The following is a 19449-nucleotide window of genomic DNA, read 5'->3' on the forward strand; positions in this document are numbered from 1 at the left end:
TAAATGCAATACGAAAATATTCATGAAGCAAAAACGCCACTTAAAAGCATGATTACTCGTAGTCATGCCTATATTCGCCTGTTGGTAGAAAAAAGTATGGCTGATGGTATTAAGTTTAAATATCACAACGGTAGACGTTTAACTCAAATTGATGATCCTGAGCGTGTTGTTTCTCAAATCTTCCCTTATTTTTTCCGTTTAGTTTTCTTGGAAATATCTACTTATTACGGTCAAACATTTGATGGTCTTAAGTTTCATTCTAAGAAACGTGCAACAGGAACATTGCAATTAGAGGTCAGTATTCTTGAAGACAAAATACCGAACCAATTAGAGTTTTTCACCTTTATTAGTTACGTTTTTAACTATGGGTTTTTAAAAAATCAATTCCATGAAGACTTAACCCTTTTAACCAAAGCAACAAAGTTTGCCAGTTAAAAGGTAGATCCATTTAAAAACTTAGATTTAGGTATATACTAAAAATAATTTTTAAATATTTAAACTTTCAATGTGGCTTTATAATCAAATAAAGCCATATTGATTTAGAAACAAGTTAGATATTTTTGAATTAAAAGTGTGGCGAAAGTATCAGTTTTATAAGTCAAACAGTCTGCAGTCTTTTAGGTAGCTGTTGTAATGAAATAGTCATAATTGAGTCGCTGTACATTTGATGTGTATGCCCTTTTATTAATCCCATTGGAGATGATCGAATGCAAAAACCATTGCATGAAAATCTTGAAAACTTTCTGCCTTACTTGAAAAGTGAACTCGCTGCCAAAGGTATTTTAAGTGCGTCACTCAAAACCATCTTTTTGAACTACATTGATCAGATCACAAAAGAGAATAGATTCGTCACCCATACCAATACCACCGATCGACAAATTGTATATATAGAACGTGGCGATGATGCATTGTTGTTGCGCTTTAAATATTTTGTTGAAAATAATGAGTACTTAGAAGTTGAGTTAATCATCACGGATACTCATGTAAAGTTGGTTTATGCTGAATCACCAGAATTACACTTGCTTTATGATGATGAAACACCAATTTGCTTAGATGCTGGCCAATTAATCAAGTGTACCAATGACTATGGCACATCACTTGCTACTTTAATTAGCGCCCTATTCCACTGTTTACTCAGTGATGATCCACAAAAAAATATCCAAGACGTACTTAATCAAACTAATCTTTTTGACAAAGTTTCAGATGAAAATGCCGAATTAAACAAGGGTTCACATGATTTCGATAACCGACAAAATCAAGCAAATATCTGGGTTTTCTGATTCAGATTCAGAAGTTGTTAAGGATAGTGTTTTATCCTTATCTACTGCTTTGTGGATCATGAATATACTCATGTCCACAAATTTTGTTATTGGTTTAACCAAGAGAGATCAGAAGCTTTTTGATAATGCTAAAGAAACGCTGATTACTGAAATGAAGCGGTTAAATTACAATCTTAACGATTATAAAGTACTCCCTGTTTCAAAAAAGAATGAACCGCTTTTGCTTCAAATTAAACTTGAACAAAAATCAGATCGGATCATAGATTTAGTCAATGCCAATTTAAAGGATTTATCCAAAGACGAGTCCATGGTTATTGAAGTTCTTTATGCAAATTTAATGAATAGTAATAGTGGTGTTTGCATCACTATAAGCGATATTCATGATAAAACAGCGCTTCAAGTCAGTGAAATTCTTACTGACATTTCAAAAGAATTAAAGGTATCTACTTTATCCGATGTTCTTGATATTTATGCACGACCAATTGAACATAATAATGCCAAGGTGAGCTTTAACCTGGTGAACCCATGGGCATTATCAACCGATAGAAAAAAGACTCTTTGCATTGCTGCACCCATATTCAATGAATACAACAGTCCATTTAAATTGATTGCACTTCTTCAAAATCTCATTTATCTAATTAATCAGAAGTGTACTAAAGAAACGGACCTTCTATTCGATTCCATTAACCTACCAAAATTTCAAAATAGACTTTTTGGCCAAAGCTTTTTTTATATTAATTAGGACTAACCATGAAAAACCAAACACGCCCATTTACTGTAGTGTTGTTGGCTCCTATTGCAGAACAACCTATTCATGCTTTAGTTGCGCCATCAGGTGATTCAATTCTGTTATCACAAGATACGAAAGTCTCTACTCTCGCAAATATTCCAGATATGATCGAATCTGAGTTCGGTACATATGATGAATTTCTTATCGAACATCGCGATCAATTTATGCTGTTTAACCAAGTCGCATCTGATTTAGATCCTGATCTAATTTTTCCTAAAGTGCATTCAGACCTACTTGAAGATAGCTTATGTATTATTCGTTCTATTTTCGCTTTTGAACGTTTCAAATTAGAAGAAGAACAAAAGAATGCTACTCGTAAAGAGCCTAAAGAAATTAATCAAGAATATTTAATGAAACGTGCGATAGACCAGGCAATGACTTTAGAGCAAGATGTTTCTGACCTTTCATCAAATGTAGAGCGCTTACAAAGCCCGATGTCTTAAACTCCATTAAATATATTTAAAATTAACTTTAAACCCTCTCTTAAAACTTATATGCTTATTAGTAATAGTTTAAGGGTGTGGTTTAAAGTATTTTTAGATGGATACAAATTTAGTTTTTTTCGATGACTTTAACGCTACTTCTAACACCTCTTCTGGTGAAAATCACCGTTCTTTAATTAACGTACTATTCTTCTTTCTCAACTATCATAAAGGTACGTTTTTAGCTGATACGATATTTTTTGATACCCACTATCAAACAATTGACAACCGTAATATTGTCGGGGTTTTGCCTATTCTTTTTAGTATCTGCGAGATTGACCGTTCAAAAGGTCACACCGGGCAAATAGTCGATATTCAACAGGATCTAAATAACGTAGATGAAGATGATTATGAACTTGTAATTGATATAGATGATACGCAAACATTTAACTTGTTCTACCACTTCCTTAAACCATCCAATGATGCACCTGTAAAACCACACCTTAATCAACTAAAAGTATTCCCAGACAACTTAATCGATTCGATTAAACACCATGAGCTTTTAAATTACATTCTTGCTCTCATTGAGAATAAGATCTGGACCGATTCTGATGTATTTACGTATGAGTACAAAAATAGGTTTTTGTATTGCGTTTTTATCTATTTGTCCAAGACCATAGATCTAAGTTTTAATAGCTCTCACGATTCTTTCACGAGCTGGCTTGAGCTGCGTAACCTATCTTGGTTTGGTGCTAATGAAGTTGATACCAGTGACTTTGCAACATTAGAGCTTTATATACATGCCCTATCCTACACGCTAAAACTGGCAAACCATGTTGTAAAAGCAATCATCAAAAATAATGTGACGCCGTTTAAAGTTGCACCGCAAGAAGAATTGTTTTACTTTTTTGCTGAACGTACAGACGCACGTTCTCCTAATGAAGAGACTACACCGCCGTATACGCCAGCGGAAGATGATGAAACTTTTTCCACTGAACTTTCTAGTGCTCCAGTACCAGCACCGTCAAATAAGGAAACACCAAAAGTAACCGATGCTTATTTATTGGTTGGTGCGGATCTTGAGGATTCTGAGTCCACAACACCAGAAAAGAATGTGATTACTCAAGACTTCAACTATCAAGCACGTTTAAATGAATTGTATGAGCTGTCAAAATCCATCAAAGATGAAATTATAGATGCTCCAATCATTTCTATTAATCAAGCGTGGAATATAGTGCAAGATAAATGGAAGTTTTATCTCGATACTTTTTCAAGTAGTTACTTCAATATGAATGATTTTGAGAAGACGGCTATTCTTAAACAATTGAAATCACTCAAAGCCAGTATTTTTATGAACTGGTTTGATATTAAGTCGGGTGCTGGCCAGCAAGTATTTATTGATCTAGTGTCATACGACACGTTTAAGATTGAGTTTCTTTCTTCTGAAGCTAAGATGATCCAAACTTACATGAAGGACCGTATCAAAAATCAGATGTATTTTGAAACTACAGCGCCACAACCAAAGTTTTTGAGAAATCTAAAAAACTTATTTAATGAACGTGTCCATACGCAAAAAATTAAAGACATCGAAAACACTGAACTTTTGTTGAAGGTGAATGGCATTCTTGACGGTGTTACCAAAGATCTCATTGACAATATCAATCTGCATTTATCAAATGACATTTATCTTGTGAACTACTTTTCTAATGTAGATAAGGAACTGGAACCGCCCAAATATCACTTATTAGATATTTTGCTTCGTACTTCAGTGCTTAACCTTATCTATGTTTGCCCTATCGCATCACTCAATGCAACCAAGGATCTTCTAAATGCAATCACTGATCCTGAAATTGAGGTTTCAGCTTTTGATACATTCGACCGCAAACAATATCAAAATCAAATTGTAAAAGAACTCGCATGTTCATTCCGTCAGCGCATAGATCCATCTGAACTTTTGAAGCTAGATATTACGTAGATATAAAAAATGCCCATCATTCGGGCATTTTCTTTTTAATGGTTAGGCTTACCAAGGTCTAGGCTCTGGTGGCCGTGATGTGTATTCGTTATCCGTATTGTTTTCAGATTCATTGTCTTGGTCCAATTCTGGATCTGTTTGTTTGTAGCGGTTTTGGTAATCTTGCTGCTCAATTAAATCTTCTAGAGCCATTTCTTTAAAGTGGCCAACAAGTAATGAACGTGTTTCTTCTTGGTATTCTGGTTCTTGCGCTAATTGACGACCAATTTCATTCGGTAGTTTATTGTCGTAGATATATTTTAGGTTGGTTCGTTGTGTTTGTAGTGTGGGTTGTGGGTTAAACTCGTCAGTAAGGGAAACTACTTTAGCTTCACTAAAACTAGCACCACAATTAAAAACGGCTCTGGTCGCGTCTTGAAGTATATCTTCTTCGTTCTGTATGTTTTCCATTTGGCTTAAAACCTTTATTAAAGTCAGAATCTTAAAATTAAGATATGTATTAAGATACCCAATTATACTTCAATAAATTTTCAATTTGTACCTTTAACGCTTCTTGCTCTAATCTGTCTAAACCTATTGTTGCGATGTTCTCTAAAAACTTGTCTTTATACTCGTTGTAACTTTCTATATCGTCTTTTTTAATGGTTTTGTCTAGATTTAACGTAAGCATGAGGTTTAATACTTTTAATATTTTTAGGTTCTTGCGTTTTTTGAGAACTTCAATAGGATCTAATTCAAAAGTATTTATTTTATCTAGTTTTTCTTTATAAGTTATTGCCATTAAAGGGTTTATGCTTTGGTTGAGTATGTAGGATAACTCTAAAACAGTTATATCTTTCCCCATATCTTTAGATACAGATTTATTAATTTCCGACAGTAAAATTAAGTGAGATGTAAACTTTGCTTTATCCATAATAGTCTCTTGTATTTAAACTAAATCATTAAAACAATTAGCAAGTCATGTTTAAACTTTCTGTATATACCAATAACAGTTTTGTGGTACATTATTGCTAATTTAAAAACCATTGTTATTTGTAATAAAATGGTTTTAATGATTCTTTGGTTAAAAGGTATTAAGCCTTTTAGTTAAACGTCTAACTTGTAATTTATAACACTTTGCTTTTAGTCGTCTTAAGTAAGCGATGTATAAGAAGCATTAAAAAAACGGTGAGTTAGCTATGAGTTTATTTTGTCAATCGACAAATCCGAATTGTGATGGCGACCAAGCCGTTACTCTTCTCTCATCTATCTTTGGACACGACTTCATCAATGCGTTTATCAATGCGTCTGGACCAGCCTCGACAGTACCATCATCAGGTTTACTCACTAATATATTATTAGGCGGTGTAGCTAGTGTGGCAATGTCGTTGGTTTTGGTTTTTGCGATCGGTATTGGTTTAACAGCACTTTTGAAAAGCGCCCAGGACGGTGAAGCTTTCGGGAAAGATTCAAAAGTCACTACGATGTTTTCCCGAATATTATATTCGATTATTTTACTTTTACCTACGGCGTCCGGCTACTGTTTCATTCAAGTAGTCGTGCTAGGTATGGTGCTATGGTCAAATAATGTATCCAATACAATTAATAATAGAACGTTAGGCGAATCCTTAATGGCTTCGGCTAGTTTGTCAGATACGCACGATCATCAGCGTGACATCTTTGGATTTAGGAAAAATGCGCCTGTTATGCTTCGCCAGTTGCATTGTATTAACGTTCTAAACCAAGAGTTTTATACTCTACCGCCAGCATTCGGGCGCTATTTTAGTGATGGTGCTTATGGGGGGAATGCTAATCCTGGTGTTAGCATGACTGCAGTAGAGAAAAAGCAAAACTACATTGATAAAACCGCTAAAACTGCAAGTAACTGGACATCTGTTACTTATAACTTCGCTTACGCTGACAGCCGTTTAGAAGTTGGGGGCAAAAAAGAGCCGATCTGTGGCGGTGCTTCAATGAACGTTGTTAATCCAGCTGCGGTTAATGCTGAATTAATGAACATTCCTGTTTATAAACTTCGCCAATCAGATCAAAACAAGATCAACGTTGCTTTGGCAAATGTTCAAGCTAAGTTACAACAAGAAAAGAACAATCTATATCGTCAATTCTTTATCGATTTAGAAAAGTGGTATATCGCATATCAAGTAAACCCTAATGCCACTGAACAGGAAGGAACATTCCCGATTAGTAAAGCTGCTATGGATGCTTTCAATGCGCTAGTTGATAATTATGTGAATAAGAGTCATACCGTAACGAATAATGTTCTGACTTCTGAAAATGGCTATACTGCGGTTCAAACTGTTGTTAATACGCTAAATCAGCGCGGTTGGATGATGACGCCTGAAGCTCGTATTAAAGTAGGTCAATATCGCGCTATTGTTGAGAAGTATATTACTGAACCTTTGTGGACGTTCTCCCCTCCTACACTGAATTCAGCAATCATGAGCAACTCAAAAGGTGAAGCAATTTATAACACCGTTTATGTTGCAATGGATAATGCTGTTGGTAGCCTTACATCCAACAATAATTGGGTGGCAAACGGCGATATTGCCGACTCTACCAACTTAATATCAATGTCTACCGATGGTGGTGACTCAAACAAAGTATCCAACATCGATCAAAAGTTTTCGGCGTATGGTTCTGCTTGGGCAACAAACATTACTAAATCATTGGTAATGGGTGTATTGGTCGGTGAAAAAGGCGATGCGGAATTATTAAATAATAATTCGTCTAGCTCAAATATCAGCCCTACTACATTGCACCGCAATACGAATGTTATCCGTAATATTCAAGATACTGGTGAAGCAATCTTAGTCTATAAAGCTGTGGCTCAAGGTACTGTTGTCGGCATGAAATTAGTCGTGCTTACTGCTCGTTCTGGTTCTGCACTTGTTCAATGGGTACCAGGGCTTAAGGGCGTAACTGAAGAAGGCACCAACGCTTTAGAATATGCCGTTGAAAATATCTTTGCTCCTATCCTTGGTCAGCTAGTAACGTATTTGACGATTCTTGGTGTGTGGATGGCGGTTGTTATTCCATATATGCCAATGATCTTCTTTGGTCTAGCTTGTGTGGGTTGGATCATCCATATCCTATACGCTGTGTGTGGTTTGCCTTTATGGGCGCTAATGCACATGATCCCTGAGCGTACTTTTGTCGGTAGCCAAACACAAGGTTATGTCACGGTATTAACGTTGTTCATGCGACCAATATTTATCATTGTTGGTTTCTGGATGGCTGAAATTATTATCGGGCCAGCTCTTGTTACGCTTACTGATATGTTCTTTAGCTACCAAGGTGCAATGAGCATCGCTTATTCATCTAATACGTTTACAGTTATCTTTACTGAGCTGATTACGTTTATCTGGAAGTTCTTCTTATATCTATTCTTGATGACTTCAGCGATCTACCTGATTTACGGGTTGGTATTTAGTGTTGCTGACCAAGTACAACAATGGATTGGTTCTGGATTGAATGGCGGTCAGTGGGGTGAAACAAACTCAAAAGAAGCTATTCAAAAGTTTGGTGGCGCTGCAAGTACGTTGTCTGGTCCATCTCCAGCATCTCGCCGTCCTTTACCGCCTGGTAGACGTCCTGATGGTGGTAAGGGTGGTCCAAACAATCCGAAAGGTGGTGGTGGTGGCAATGGTGGTACAGGTGGTAATACATTAGGCGGTACTGGTAGTACGACTGCATATAGCCCTGTAAATATGCCAGCTAGATCCGCTTCTTTTGGCGCTGCAACTGGTGGTACAGGTGGTATTACTCCAAGTGGTGTCAGTGGTGGTACGGGTGGTACAACTGGTCTTGGTGCTAAACCAACATCACCTAGCCCAAGCCAAGGTCAATCTACATTCGGTATGGGTGCTACAAGTGTAAGTGGTACAAATAATACGCCTACTACTGGTGGTGGTCTATATGGTGCAAATGCTTACGGAAAAACAGCTTCTACGTTTAATCGTGGTGTAGCTAAAGCATCAGCATCTAAGACTGGTTCTACTTTCGGTAGTGTGAATGTTGCAAGTGGTACTGGGTATACGTATGGTACTGGTTCGACTCCTAATGCACGTTTTGGTGCTAGTTCTAGTGCAACCAAGAAATCTAATATTTCTGGCCGTAGCTCTATGACTAATCGTGTGCGTTCAGGTTTAAGCTCAACTCTGTCTAAGTTTAAAGGTAAACCTTAAAATCTAGACAATAAAAAATGGTGCTCAAAAAGCACCATTTTTTTTATCAAAATATTCATAATTAAAAGTTAATTTTCTGAATGTTGTTTTTGCTTGTAGAGTTAAAAATAAATCTACGAACGCCGATATTAACAAGTTGCTGTTGATCTTTCTCTAGCTGACCAACTGCATGACTGTAAGCACGGTTCAAATTGTTATATGAACGGTTTTGCACAAGTAAGTCAAAGTTGTTGATACGCTCTTTTTCTAACTCAATTTGCTTGTTATTAAGCTCGATGTCTTTTGCTTTCATTTGGGCGCAAACATTGTTGTACTTGTTCGCCAGCTCATTGTGCTTGCTTGTAACGTCATCAATGTGTGCGTTCGCTTCAGCAACCAATTCGTTATACTGATTTGTAATACCTTTGATTTTGTTTTCTAGCATTTCAATGTGAGCTAACAAGGCATTTTCATTCTTCAGGTGTACTTTGTTTTGGATTAAAAAGTCTAATCCCATTGAAGCGCGGTCAATCGCTTGGTCGAAAGTAGCGCTTAAAACGTGTGCGTGATTTAACATATTTAGATACCTCACTACTTTTATTAAATTAAAATATTAAAACCATGTAACCTTATTCTTAAACCTATCAATAAGATTAACGCTATATGTATATACTATCTTAAAACAAAACCTAAAAACTTTTTTTAAAGTATAAAATAAGTATTTAATCGTATATACTTAATCCGTCCACTTAGATATTAGGGACATTTAATAAGAAGTTAATTTATTTTAAGAACTTCCTTTAAGCCTGGCGATTCACTTATGAAATTTAGACCCTCATTTCAATTAAAGCCCTTGAGCTGTGGCATTAAAGTCGCAATTTTAGTGACTTGCTCGGCTTTTATTTATACCGCTAACGCCGATCCTATTTCTGAAAACGTAACTGCTACAAACGCTAATACGGCAAAAGTTCCTAACAACGCTCAAAAAATGATTTTCCATAAATATTCGATCATGCCGAATGATGGGCGCCGTAGTGCTGGTCGTTTTGGTGAATTTCGTTTGCGAGGGGGCGCTGCTGGTAGTCATAACGGTATTGATATTAGTCGTGCGAATCCTAATGACCTTACACTTAAAGCAATTGGTTCAGGTTCTATTGTCTCTTATGACACACGTTCATCTGGTTCAAGCAACCAATCAACCACTAACCCACTAATTATGCAGATGGATACTGGCGATCGAATCATGTATCGACATACTGATCCATCGTATCAAAAAAAATTTAACGCTTACCCTGGTCAACGTATTCAAGCTGGTCAAAACATCGCACACATGTCAAATAAAGGCTGTGGTTCATGTGCCGTGCATTTGCACATTGAATATGGTGTAAAGGCAAAACGTGGGCTAGATGTTTGGCTGAATAAAAACTTAGATCAAGTTTTTAAAAATCCATCCATTGCACTTCAGCAACGCGTTAAAGGATCTGCGCCATATGTGGGTAGTTCTGAATATAAGTTAACAGATCCTACGCCATATTTACCTCAGGACGTTGTGATTAGTGTCTCGCCACAAGGACAAGCATTAGAAAACAAATACACACCGTACTTGGGTAACACCATTAGGACTCAATGGAATGCCTTATATTCATCATCAACAGGAATCACCCTCCCCGTTTCTTCATCGGTAGATGGCATTGCAGTAAAACAAGGCAAAAAGCTTCCAGCACTTGCATTTAGTGGCGATGTTTCGATGGATGCTTATGGATCTGCACAAGTGCAAGTCGCTCAAATGATTGCTGACGGTACTATCTCACCTGAAGCAGCTGCAAGCGGTACCATTTATGCAAATGATGTTGCTCAATATGCACCGCCTAGAACTATATTTGGTGGTACGGCTGATGATGTGGGTTTTGATATTGGTGCACTTAATTCTACGCCAGCAGAATTAATTGAAAACATTGGTACTGGACGTTATGGCAACTCTAAATGGTTTAATGAATTAGCAACCATGTCGATGATGGGGCTTTTGATTGAAAAGCTAAACATTATCAATGCACAAAACTATTTGACTAAAGAGATCCATAAACAAAATGAACGCTTAGAGGCTCTTTTGGCAGCTTATACAGCGTCAGAAACTCAACGCTATTCTGGCCGTGTAGATGAACTTTATACGAAAGCTGAACAACCAACTGTTATTCCTGAAGTAGCAGTAGTTGAAATGCAACAGCTTTTTGATGAAGGTGGAAACGGGCAAGTTTATTCAGATGCACAAATCTTAAAAGGTGGACAAGGTACTCCAGATCGTAAATGTGGTTGGGGTATACCAGGTGCTTTTGGTGCGGTTAAAGATGGTATTAAGCGTGTTGCTTTAAAACATGGTTATAACCCTAATGACGTTGCAGCTATTCTTGGTTTTGAATCTGGCGGTTTTAATCTTAAAATTGACAACAACGCTGGTGCATATGGTTTAAGTCAATGGACTAAAATTGGTATAACAGATATTAATGCTTCAGATTTAACAGCGAGAGGAATACCAGCTTCAATTAAATCAAACCCTAAGCAAATCACTACCCTGAGTGCTCAACAACAAGTCGAATTATTAGATTTATACCTTGCAGTAAAAGCACGACAACGTAAAAGCGACTATAATAATAAAACAATAGCTGGGTTTTATGCTCTAGTTTTAGGTGGACCATATAAAAGTCCTAGTCGTGAATATAATGCGAACAGAAACCTTGATAGAAACCCTCGTGATGGTGTTGTGACTTTAGGTGAAGCCGTTACATTTGAAGGTATTGTTATGCGTTTATGCCCTTACTATTCTGAATACCCTTAATAGAGCAATTAAAGGAAATATTATGAAAAACAGATTTTTGTCTTTATTGGGTTTTAGCCTTTTAGCATGTGCATCTTTTAATGCTAGTGCTAATACTAGCTCAGACTCTATTCGTGCTGAACTTGAAAAACTGCGCTTAGTAAACGTTAAATGTGCTGCGGTTTCTAACGATCCATTTGATGCAAAACACCTAAATTGCTATACAAATGTTTATAACCGCGCAAGTCAGCTTGGTAGCCTTGCTTCTAAATATATTAATAATGAAGAAGCTCCGCGTGTTCTAGCTGATCACAATCGAAACTTTACTCAGTTACTTGCTAACTGCGATCAGTTATACGCTGGCCAGACTGCAAAGTACAAAACACTAAGCATGCAATGTAAAGCGACCAACAAATTAGGTTGGGCAATGTTTATTCCGGCATTAATGAAGTAATAAAGGATCAGATTATGAAAAAGTTTTTAAGTTTAGCTTTGATATGTGCTGCTACCATTATTACGTCATCTGCCAACGCTGGTTATAAGACCAAAGCTGAAGCTATTCAAGCTTATAACAAGGTACAAGCCGAGTATCAAAAATGCGTATTTAATTATAATGAAGCGCGTGATTCTGAGTACGGTTCACCAGAACTTAAGTGCAATACACCGTACAACCAATCATTAACACGTTTCATCAAAGACGTTCGTGCGGAAAGTCAAAAGAATGCTGCAGCTTGGCAAGCAATCAATATACAACATATTAAATTTAGCCAAAACTGTGATAGTCAAACTATGGTGAGTTCATACAATCCATCGTTTTTTATTCGTCAATCTTATATGTGTGAATCCTCTGCTTTTACATCTTTAGCACAAGTGGCAATCGACCTTTCTTATTAATTTCAAAACATAAAAAGGGCATCTATAAGATGCCCTTTTTTGTCGTTTGGTTTTAGACTTTTTCTATAATTGTTTCGGTATCTGGTGTTTCAACTTCAAACCCAAAGTGAAGATTACCGTATTCAATTGCTTCTTCTACCCAATGCAAGCCCATGTTTTGCTCATTTCCTACTTTGCTTGAATCATAAGCCTCAAGGGGCATCACCCTCTTAATATCATTTTCGATGAAAAAATATGTATAACAGTGAGGGTGCACGTAGATTCCATCAAAATAAAATGGAATTAAATATCTCCCCTTTAATTCCTTAAACTGCTCAATTGTATGTTTACTTGAAGCAATTCCACCGCCTGAATCTATGACAATGCTTCTAAAAGATCCTGAAGGAATATCAACGATAGCTAGGCCATCGAACGTTTCTACACCATTTAATATCTCTTTAGTTTTGAGAAAAACACCTGGTTCAAAATGGCGTTGCTTGAAATTAAAATCTTCTGTGAAACTAAAGTTTGACTTTGTTTCCTTTTCAATTAGATGAAACATTTCAAGAAGTGGTGTGATTATATCTGCGACCTGTGAGCCCTTTTTCTTAACTAGCTCCATGATATACGGTTCGTGATGAAACTCTCCGCGAATATAACTAGCATTGTGACATGCCTGAAACACTCTATTTTGCAGAACTTCAACTTGATTAGGCATTTGAAATCTCCATATTTTTTGAATTTAAGTGTTCCAATAAATCATTAATGCCATCTGTAAATAATATGTTTTTGGCTCGTGTTACGGTCACATACAACAGCCGTTTTTCATCTGCAGAAATCATTAGCTTTTTATCGAGAATTTTATAGTTAAACCCTTTTGCGATTAGGACATTATCCCACTCTAAACCTTTACTCTTGTGTGATGTGCTAATGACCAAAGTGTTTTTTGGGTCAGTTTCATCATCAGCCATACTATTTTCTAACGCCCACTCAATCACTTGCCATGAGTATTGGTTTGTTAGATCCAGAAAGGTTTTTAATTCTGTAGTTGCCCCCTCCACTTCTCCAAACACTTGTATATGGTCCACAAGCTCTTGGTAGGAAGAAAAGTTTTGAAGCTCTTTACACGTTGGCCGTTTATTTGCTCTCAGTTGAAAAATACCACTGAAAATATCTTTACTGCGCTTTCCATCAACCTCAAGACGTATTTTCTTTTCGCCATTAAGGTAGCTATGAAACTTAAAGAAGTATTCAAAAGCCGTAGCATTTGTTCTACAAATAATCGCGTTCAATGAAGATGGTGCATAACTTGATGTACTGAAAGTGGTAACTTTTGACGTTTTACTTGGTAAACCTTTTAACTGTCGGGTTTCACCAAAAAGTTTATTGAGAAGTAGATTAGCTATATCTGCAACTGCATTACCAAACCGAAACGACTGCTCTAAGTACAATGCTTCAAGATCTAGGTTCTGTAAAATATCTTTCGCACCCCTAAAGCCATAAATGCTTTGGTATGGATCTCCAACAAAAATAACTTTTGCTTTTTGACGTTTGAGTACATCTAGTATTAATTGGTCACTATCTTGGCTTTCATCTACCATCACGTAATCAAAATCAAGTTGTGGTTTTTGCAGTACCCACCACTTGAGATAGTAATCGTGTGTAATACCATAATCACCGTTTGGATCAACTACATCATTCCAGATCATTTTCGCAATTGAAGTGATTTTATCTTCAAGAACGTCATTGCGCTTAATTGATGTTTGTTCTTTTAATGCTATGTAAGCATGATCATTGGTAACAGTCTGATCCACTGTCATACAAAAATAACGTAATGTATTAAGGATAATCAGCGCTAATGTTAGATCGGTGAGTTGTCGGTTTTTCCCGTTGTACTGAAATCGAATGTTTTCAAGTTTAAACTTTTGAACAATATCTTTAGGAAGTAACGTAGGCTTGTTAATCTTATTTTTCAGCCAACCGGGTATATTTCTGTAAGCTAGGGAATGGAATGTAGAACATGTGACTGAATTCAATCCATATTCAGCGAATTTTTGATTAGCTTCATCTGCCATCTTTTTATTAAATGATAGATATAGTCCAAGCTTACCTAGTTGTTGCAAAGCACTACTACAGTGGATCAATGTCGTAGTCTTACCAGTACCAGCAAAAGCAATCAATTTAAAACTGGTTTTTAGTCGTGTTGCTTTATCAATTGCTCGTTGCTGTTCACTGGTAGGTTTTTGAGTAATTTTCTTCCCAACCATTGCTTAATTTCGTGCTAGAAAAGAACTTGGTTTTTTGTTTTTCATTACAAGCACATCGCTTTCAACAATTTGCATCTGGCTTGCTAAAAAGTTAACTTGTTGCTTCAGTTCGTTTATATCGCTTTTTAGTTCAACTACTTGCACTTGCATCTCAAGGTTTGAATATTTGAGCTTGTTATTCTCAGTTTCTTTCTCTTTTAGTGCTGCCTGTAATCTTTTGATTTCCTGTTGGCTCTCTATGTTAGCCACATTAATATTGCTTTTGCTTTGAATATTTTGTGCTTGAGAAGATGTACTCGCAATTGCAACAGGTGTTGGCTTCGGTTCTACTGTGCCATTATATTTGGTTGTCTCTGAGATCTTATCCCATAGTGAATATGTGCGTAATGGCGCTGGTATATTTTGATTTGGTGTTGAAAAACTGGTGCGTAAAGCATTTGCACTGTCTTTAGAAACAATGTCTCCAGAACTATTAATTTCAGTAAAGCCAGCATAAGCAAGTGAAACAACTGTTGAAACTGCTACTGCACCAATTACCTTAAAATAGTTTGATTTCTTCATTAGAATGCCCCTTTCAAACGCTTATTTTTTGCCGTTTGATTTGATGATTTTCGATTGATTGTGTTGTTTTCTAAATTGATAGAAACACCTACATTCATGACCTGATTTTTCTGTGGGTTGTATTGAATAAAGACCAGTTCTTTTGCATATTTCTTTGCGTGTGTTAAACGTTCAGCATGAATTTCATCAAGATTAAATCTGATTTGCATTCGCGATATATACAGCTTGAATAACTGATCATTTACTTCAGCTAAATTTAAAACTAAGCCTTTTTCATCTATAGAAGCAGACTCGAAAGCTAAATCATTTAAAAACCAATTTTCGGGTTGTATTAGTAAATAAAACTTTTCAACTTCGCTTGTGATTGCATATGAAAAACAAAACTCATTCACCTGATAGGTGCTTAAACAAATGGTTTCATTGTTATAGCCACGTTTCATGTTTCGGTCATATGAGCTCAACCACCAAACTAAATAGTGTCGTGCTTCCAACTCTTTAACGGTTATTTGTGCTATTTCTGAGGCCTTTAGCTGTAATGCTTCAAGGTTTTCTATTCGTCTAGCTCTCATAGATAATTCACCTTATTTTTCTTTAAAGCATGAGTTATCAAAAGCCATTGAGTTAGGATCTAACCCCATGTTTTTAAGAGCCAAGGCTTTACCGTCAAGTTCAGGGTTATCAGATGTGCTTAGTTGTTGCGAACTTGTTTCTGAAGATGCATTTTTCGCATTAGTACCTGAACCTAAAAAGTAACCGCCTCCAGCAAAAACAACTACTGCAGCTACAATGCCCATAGCTGGCCAAGACTTTTTAAAACTAGAGAATCTATCTGCTAAAGATAAGCTGTATTTTTCTTCATTAGAACGTATAGTGCTGTCTGTAACATCAGCCTTATATTCATTTAGAGCTTGATGCCAAACTTCCTTTATGTAGCTTTGAAGTTCATTTGTACTGAAACGAACCTTGCTTTTGTTTAAGTAATAGCATGGCTCACTAATAAGAATTTCTGTGTTTTCGTCAGAATTTAAGAAAACTTGTCCTCTAAACAAATTATTCTCGACCTGATCAAATCCTTTGATCGTTAATAGTAGATCTGTGGCCTTTGCATCTATATTGAAGATGCTCACCTGGCGATTTCTATCCGTATCTCCAGAAAGGTCAGAATCTAAAAACATAGACTCATTGTTTATCTTAGAGAAATAAGGTGAAAAGTTACCGACAATCGATTGGAAAGCTTTCAATTGAGTTTTGTTCATCTCAATTCCCTCTTATTTGAAAATATAGTCAAGAGTGGCTGTTTCTGAAGTTCCTCTACGAGCTTCAACTTTTCCAGTCTTTTTATTTACAAAGATAGCAACTGGTACACCAGCAGTTAGTGGCTGTGGCTTTTGTCCAGCGCTACGAATTGCTTCTCGCTGTTCACGATCTTCTTTTGGCATTGCAACAATATCTTCGTGATAGAAGAAGATAGATTGAAGAGCGCCTAAGTGTTTATCCAACTCAGCAAGTTCCTGTGGTGTAGGAATCACTTTAATTGAGTTAATTTCTTCATCTGTTCCATTAAAGGTTTTATTAATAGTATCTTCAGATGGTTTACGAAGAATTCCAGCAGCTAATTGTTTTCCGTTTTCACTTTGGTTTAGAACTAAAGCTGGAATCCATTTAATAGTTGCACCGCTTTTAACGTATGAGCGAGAAAGGTTGAATGTTTCGTGACAATATTTACAGCGTGGATCGTAAATGATGTAAACAGTGTTGTTATCATTCGCTTTTCCCTCTTTAAACCCTGAAAGCGTTTTTACAGCTTTAAAGACTGGATGATTGTATGCACTGGCCAAATTCCCAACGGAAGCTGTTGGTTGTTGTGCTGGTGCATTCATTTTTTTTGCAGTTAATTTAAGAGGCTCAGATATATTTTTTTTAGTAGCAGAATCCCAAGCTGTACCATGTAAGATGACTTTTTCATCGGATGTTGTAAAAAACACCGCATTTTTCCCATTAGGTGCCTCAAGAATCCAAGAAGTTAAACCTCCACTAAAGGGTTTAACTTCTTTTACTTTGCCCATTTTTTGCATCTTAGAAGTAAGGTCCTGAGATGGTGCAGCGTAAGTAGAGATTGTAATAATACTAATAGCGCAACTTGCTACTATTTTAGTGAAATTATTTAAAAGCATTTTAGAGTATTACCTTTTAAGCCATGTTTTAACAGTATAGTTAAAATATGGTTTTAAAAAAATAGTTAAATAAAAAAGACCGGTGTTTTAATACCGGTCAATTATAACTTATAAGTATAAGACTAAAACCCTTTTTGCTTGTTTTTTTGTATTTCATCCTGTGGTATTTCTACACTCACCATATCAAAAACATGATCATCACTATACTTAAAATCATCTTTATAATTGTTTTTAGAGTTATAAGATCCGTTGTTTAATTCCTTGTCCGTAAACTCTACTACTCGAATAATACTGTTTACATCTTCAGCAGCTTTTTGTCTAGCTTCAGTCATGGCAAAACTCAATAATTCGTATTCAAAACCAACAAGACCAATGTTAAAGTCTGGCTCTTCTAATGGCTTCCCTAATTTCACCTCAATTAGATAATGCGAGATTGGACCTAAACCCTCACTAAACAAAGACGGTCTACCAATATTCTGTATGAATGCGTATGCAGTTCGATTGTATAGTTTTAACCAGCGTATATCTGTTGGTGGCATTACACCTAGCTGTCTTGCTGTTAATACAACCTCACACAAAATAGTTCTTACATATGCATGGTTTTTAAAAATCTTAGTAGCAACGGGATGTTTAATGTATTTGTGAATTCTTTTTCTAAGGAAGTCAAAATTAAACCCTACAAGCTTACGATCGCCCTCAACATACTGATTTTCAATTGTAAACAATGGGTTGCTAGGTATATTTTTTGTGCAAATATCCCAATAGTAATTAATTAATGTTGTTGAATCTTTTTTGATTTTACGGAACTCTTCATCATCCATAGATTCATCAGTTGCACATGCTACTGGTAAATACAAAGCTAGCAAAATTGTATCAACATCGGATAAATACGATAATTCATCGGGTGTTGTTTCTTTTGAATTATCAAGGGTTATCCAAAGATCCCCTAGTTGTGCACGTAAGACATTTAAAAACTTCTCTTCATCTATGATAGGTACTGTTTCGCTTTTATCATTATATTCTTTCGTTATTCCGTTGATTGTAATGTTCACAAGGCGCTCTTTTGTTCCTGTAATTAACTCATGCCTATTTGCAAACTCATAAGTTGAATCAAGCGCTTTAAAATGACCATTGTTCGTATCATATTTTGACAAGTCTAATGGACCAAAAACCTGTAAGTGTCTTTGGTTTGGAATTTGTTCCTCTATGAACTCTTCTAGGTTCATGCTTTTGATAAAGCCCCGTGCTGGATGCTCGCTGTTGAAGCGGTCATAAGCTTTCTTTATCCAAGGTGTTGCCAGCAAAAATATTAATAAATTCCATGCTTGACTGGCTTTTGAAATTTGAAAAATAGTGACTTCGCTAAACTTATTTTGACAAAATAATGGAAGCCAATTGTTTGTTGGTTTACATAGGTGTTCTGTTGAATACACCAACTCACTTAGTAAAGGTACGTAATTAAGCCCGATAGCTTTGAATAGGCTATGTATCCACCATAGAGGAATAATTAAAATGCCTTTTGTGTATACTAAAAACCCTACAATTTGAGGTTTATAAGCAAACCATACAGCCAAAAAAGCCACTAAAACCATAACAACAGTAAATATATAAATATGATTCTCATGTACAAGCTTATCTTTTGGATCTGCCATTTTATACCCTATTAATATGTGTATTGTTGAGTATTATATAGTTAATATTGGTTTTAATCTAATTCCCCTTAAACCTTTTAAGGATTTTAAGTGTGGTTTTAAGCTGTTAACTAAAGTGGCACTTAATACCTTTTAAAGCTTAAATCAGGTCAACCTCAACACTAAGCCAGTATTCTTGGTCAAATACTAAAAAGAATGAATAAGAAGCCCTCCCCTACTAGACATTTAAGTGTATTAATCGCCTATATAATTAATTTCTCTATAAATATTGTTGGTAGTCTTTTTAGTGAATAGGGCACTCCCCTACTCAGCTAATATAGATCATTTTCAGTTGTGCATTTCACTACGTCTACTCATTTGTTTAACTGTAAGTAGTAGTAAGCCCTCCCCTCTTCTTGGCAACTCCCCTGTTATCAGTCTGATAATGAAAAAAACCACGCTTAGGAATCTAAAGCTGTTATCAGTCTGATAATGAAAAAA

At 36.1% G+C, this 19449-nt stretch carries 19 protein-coding genes; 9 read left to right on the forward strand and 10 right to left on the reverse strand.

The window, feature by feature from the left end; genetic code table 11:
* The first annotated feature begins 3 nt into the window (after positions 1-3).
* The 5 genes from A7P55_RS12215 (at position 4) to A7P55_RS12235 (ending at position 4467) form a co-directional block, all read left to right on the forward strand.
* Positions 4-435, forward strand: coding sequence for a hypothetical protein (locus A7P55_RS12215; protein ID WP_005005806.1), 432 nt, complete (start codon positions 4-6; stop codon positions 433-435).
* A gap of 272 nt (positions 436-707) precedes the next feature.
* Entirely contained in the window at positions 708-1280 is a 573-nt protein-coding gene (locus A7P55_RS12220; protein ID WP_005005807.1) for a hypothetical protein, read from the forward strand.
* A complete protein-coding gene (locus A7P55_RS12225) occupies positions 1234-2022 on the forward strand; it encodes a hypothetical protein (RefSeq protein ID WP_005005808.1) in 789 nt (262 codons plus the stop codon). The genes A7P55_RS12220 and A7P55_RS12225 overlap by 47 nt, the downstream gene beginning before the upstream one ends.
* 8 nt (positions 2023-2030) lie before the next feature.
* Positions 2031-2513: a hypothetical protein gene (locus A7P55_RS12230; protein WP_005005809.1), complete on the forward strand. Its 483-nt coding sequence runs from the start codon at positions 2031-2033 to the stop codon at positions 2511-2513.
* A gap of 97 nt (positions 2514-2610) precedes the next feature.
* Positions 2611-4467, forward strand: coding sequence for a hypothetical protein (locus A7P55_RS12235; protein ID WP_063454521.1), 1857 nt, complete (start codon positions 2611-2613; stop codon positions 4465-4467).
* Between the two features lie 48 nt (positions 4468-4515).
* Here A7P55_RS12235 and A7P55_RS12240 read toward each other — a convergent pair whose 3' ends face one another.
* Positions 4516-4917, reverse strand: a complete 402-nt coding sequence (locus A7P55_RS12240; RefSeq protein ID WP_005005811.1) for a hypothetical protein — start codon at positions 4915-4917, stop codon at positions 4516-4518.
* Between the two features lie 49 nt (positions 4918-4966).
* Positions 4967-5380, reverse strand: coding sequence for a hypothetical protein (locus A7P55_RS12245; protein WP_038350073.1), 414 nt, complete (start codon positions 5378-5380; stop codon positions 4967-4969).
* Positions 5381-5645: 265 nt separating this feature from the next.
* Here A7P55_RS12245 and A7P55_RS12250 point away from each other — a divergent pair, with 265 nt between their 5' ends.
* On the forward strand, positions 5646-8651 hold the full coding sequence (locus tag A7P55_RS12250) for a DotA/TraY family protein (protein WP_044431666.1): 3006 nt from the start codon (positions 5646-5648) through the stop codon (positions 8649-8651).
* A 61-nt stretch (positions 8652-8712) separates the two neighbouring features.
* Here A7P55_RS12250 and A7P55_RS12255 read toward each other — a convergent pair whose 3' ends face one another.
* Positions 8713-9207 (reverse strand): hypothetical protein, encoded by a 495-nt coding sequence (locus tag A7P55_RS12255; RefSeq protein ID WP_032055055.1) that lies wholly within the window; start codon positions 9205-9207, stop codon positions 8713-8715.
* Between the two features lie 243 nt (positions 9208-9450).
* On the opposite strand from A7P55_RS12255, the gene A7P55_RS12260 reads away from it, so the two are divergent.
* From A7P55_RS12260 to A7P55_RS12270, 3 genes are read left to right on the forward strand one after another with little or no spacing between them, the layout of a single operon-like run.
* Positions 9451-11463 carry a peptidoglycan DD-metalloendopeptidase family protein gene (locus tag A7P55_RS12260; protein WP_032055054.1) on the forward strand — a complete coding sequence of 671 codons (2013 nt, stop codon included), beginning with the start codon at positions 9451-9453 and terminating at the stop codon, positions 11461-11463.
* Between the two features lie 22 nt (positions 11464-11485).
* The gene (locus tag A7P55_RS12265; RefSeq protein WP_005005820.1) at positions 11486-11896 is read left to right on the forward strand and encodes a hypothetical protein; all 411 of its coding nucleotides are present in this window, start codon (positions 11486-11488) and stop codon (positions 11894-11896) included.
* A 14-nt stretch (positions 11897-11910) separates the two neighbouring features.
* On the forward strand, positions 11911-12336 hold the full coding sequence (locus A7P55_RS12270) for a hypothetical protein (protein WP_005005821.1): 426 nt from the start codon (positions 11911-11913) through the stop codon (positions 12334-12336).
* Between the two features lie 52 nt (positions 12337-12388).
* On the opposite strand, the gene A7P55_RS12275 is transcribed toward A7P55_RS12270, so the two are convergent.
* The 7 genes from A7P55_RS12275 to A7P55_RS22625 form a co-directional block, all read right to left on the reverse strand.
* Positions 12389-13033 (reverse strand): hypothetical protein, encoded by a 645-nt coding sequence (locus tag A7P55_RS12275; RefSeq protein WP_032055053.1) that lies wholly within the window; start codon positions 13031-13033, stop codon positions 12389-12391.
* A complete protein-coding gene (locus A7P55_RS12280) occupies positions 13026-14582 on the reverse strand; it encodes a UvrD-helicase domain-containing protein (RefSeq protein WP_171552309.1) in 1557 nt (518 codons plus the stop codon). The genes A7P55_RS12275 and A7P55_RS12280 overlap by 8 nt, the downstream gene beginning before the upstream one ends.
* A 3-nt stretch (positions 14583-14585) precedes the next feature.
* Positions 14586-15143 (reverse strand): hypothetical protein, encoded by a 558-nt coding sequence (locus A7P55_RS12285; RefSeq protein ID WP_096911234.1) that lies wholly within the window; start codon positions 15141-15143, stop codon positions 14586-14588.
* Complete coding sequence (locus A7P55_RS12290; protein WP_227518668.1) at positions 15143-15583, reverse strand: hypothetical protein; 441 nt, start codon at positions 15581-15583, stop codon at positions 15143-15145. The genes A7P55_RS12285 and A7P55_RS12290 overlap by 1 nt, the downstream gene beginning before the upstream one ends.
* Positions 15584-15724: 141 nt before the next feature.
* Positions 15725-16399, reverse strand: coding sequence for a hypothetical protein (locus A7P55_RS12295; RefSeq protein WP_032055049.1), 675 nt, complete (start codon positions 16397-16399; stop codon positions 15725-15727).
* 12 nt (positions 16400-16411) lie between these two features.
* On the reverse strand, positions 16412-17317 hold the full coding sequence (locus A7P55_RS12300) for a hypothetical protein (RefSeq protein WP_005005870.1): 906 nt from the start codon (positions 17315-17317) through the stop codon (positions 16412-16414).
* A gap of 122 nt (positions 17318-17439) precedes the next feature.
* The gene (locus A7P55_RS22625; RefSeq protein ID WP_252727859.1) at positions 17440-18969 is read right to left on the reverse strand and encodes a hypothetical protein; all 1530 of its coding nucleotides are present in this window, start codon (positions 18967-18969) and stop codon (positions 17440-17442) included.
* Positions 18970-19449: the final 480 nt, after the last annotated feature.

Source organism: Acinetobacter sp. Ac_5812, assembly GCF_013072695.1.
Classification (GTDB): domain Bacteria; phylum Pseudomonadota; class Gammaproteobacteria; order Pseudomonadales; family Moraxellaceae; genus Acinetobacter.